Annotated in this window: 2 protein-coding genes; both read right to left on the reverse strand. The window is 64.4% G+C overall.

Going from position 1 to position 1,530, the window contains the following annotated elements; all coding sequences use genetic code 11:
• Positions 1-340 precede the first annotated feature (340 nt).
• Positions 341-751 (reverse strand): zinc-binding dehydrogenase, encoded by a 411-nt coding sequence (locus AC0L17_RS34345; protein ID WP_473518970.1) that lies wholly within the window; start codon positions 749-751, stop codon positions 341-343.
• Positions 634-1,326 carry an alcohol dehydrogenase catalytic domain-containing protein gene (locus tag AC0L17_RS34350; RefSeq protein WP_473518971.1) on the reverse strand — a complete coding sequence of 231 codons (693 nt, stop codon included), beginning with the start codon at positions 1,324-1,326 and terminating at the stop codon, positions 634-636. Before AC0L17_RS34350 ends, AC0L17_RS34345 begins: the two co-directional genes overlap by 118 nt.
• Positions 1,327-1,530: the final 204 nt, after the last annotated feature.

Raw genomic sequence — 1,530 nt, forward strand, 5'->3', positions numbered from 1 at the left:
GCCGATTAAGCGTGATCGTTGCAACAAGGTCGGCGACTGAGTACAGGATTTCATCGTACATTTATTTCTCCTTTACGCCGCCTCTCGTCGCGGGCTGGATTCAGAAAACGACACCACGTGGCTCTGGTCGTTGGAACGCCTTGAGCACTGGCTGCAGCGGTGCCGCCTCAGAGGCGACGCCACTCGGTCACATCGCCCCATACTATGTTCCAGCGACCCCGCGAGTGGAATGGTCGGCTCGCGAACATAAGTGAGCTAGAGCGCTAGCTCGAAGCCGCCGCCGACCGCCATCCCGTCGACGACTTCACCAAGTCGATCTTGCCCGTTCACGGCGGGTAGATCAGGTCGTCAGCACCACCTTGCCCACGTGGCAGCCGCTCTCCAGATGGGCATGCGCCTTGGCGGCCTCGGCGAGCGGGAAAATCGCGTCGATCGCCGGCCTCACCTTGCCCTGAATGACCCAGGGCCAGACCACGCGCTCCACCTCGGCCGTGAGCCTGGCCTTCTCGTCGGCGTGGCGGGGCCGGAGCGTGGAGCCGGTGATAACGGTGCGCTTCTGCATCATTTTGAAGATGGGCAGGCAGACCTCGTTGCCGCCCAGGCTGTCGATGACGACAATGCGGCCACTGGTCTTCAGCACATCCAGGTCCCCGCGGAAATAATCGCCGCCGACCATGTCGAGCACGACGTCGACGCCGCCCTCGCGCTGGCAGACTTCGGCGAAATCCTCGGCGGCGGCATCGATCGCCACATCCGCGCCCAGCACCTTGCGGCGGCGGCTTTTGCAGCCCCGCGACCGGTGGTGATCACCTTGGCGCTGGCGGCCTTAGCCATCTGAATGGCGGTCACTCCAATTCCGGAGGTCGCGCCGTGTACCAGGAAGGTCTCCCCGCCCTTCAGCGCGCCGTGCTCGAATACGTTGGCGTAGACCGTAAACAGAGTCTCGGGCAGGCCGGCGGCCTGGACGAAATCCAGGCCATTTGGAAGCGGCAGCGCATGACGCGCGTCACAGGCGGCGTACTCGGCGTAACCGCCGCCGCCCAATAAGGCGCAGATCGTGTCGCCCGGCTGCCAGCGTCCGGCGCCTTGGACAACCTTGCCGGCGACCTCCAGGCCCAGCGTCTCCGCCGCGCCGGGCGGAGGCGGATAATTCCCCGTGCGCTGCAGAAGGTCCGGTCGGTTCACGCCCGCCGCCCGCACCGCGATCAGGATCTCGCCGGGTTTGGGCGCGGGCGTGGGGATTGTCCCGATGCGGAGCGCCTCGGCGGTGCCTTTGCCGCCGTCGACGACGACGGCGCGCATGGTTTCGGGCCTAGTTTTGCTCATGAGTGTGGCTCCGCGATCTTGCGCACAATGAGGATGAGGCGTGCGGATAGCGAACTTAGGTTGCACCGAAATTGACATGAGCCATCTGGGGGGATGGCGAGCAGTCACGAAGCTTCACGTATCGAAGATTGTTGTTTGCCTCGTTGTTGTTTCCAAGCACCAGCAGCGCGTCGGCGATCCATGCGCCTTTGCCTTGCGTGCATA

This window comes from Mesorhizobium sp. WSM4829, assembly GCF_055811475.1.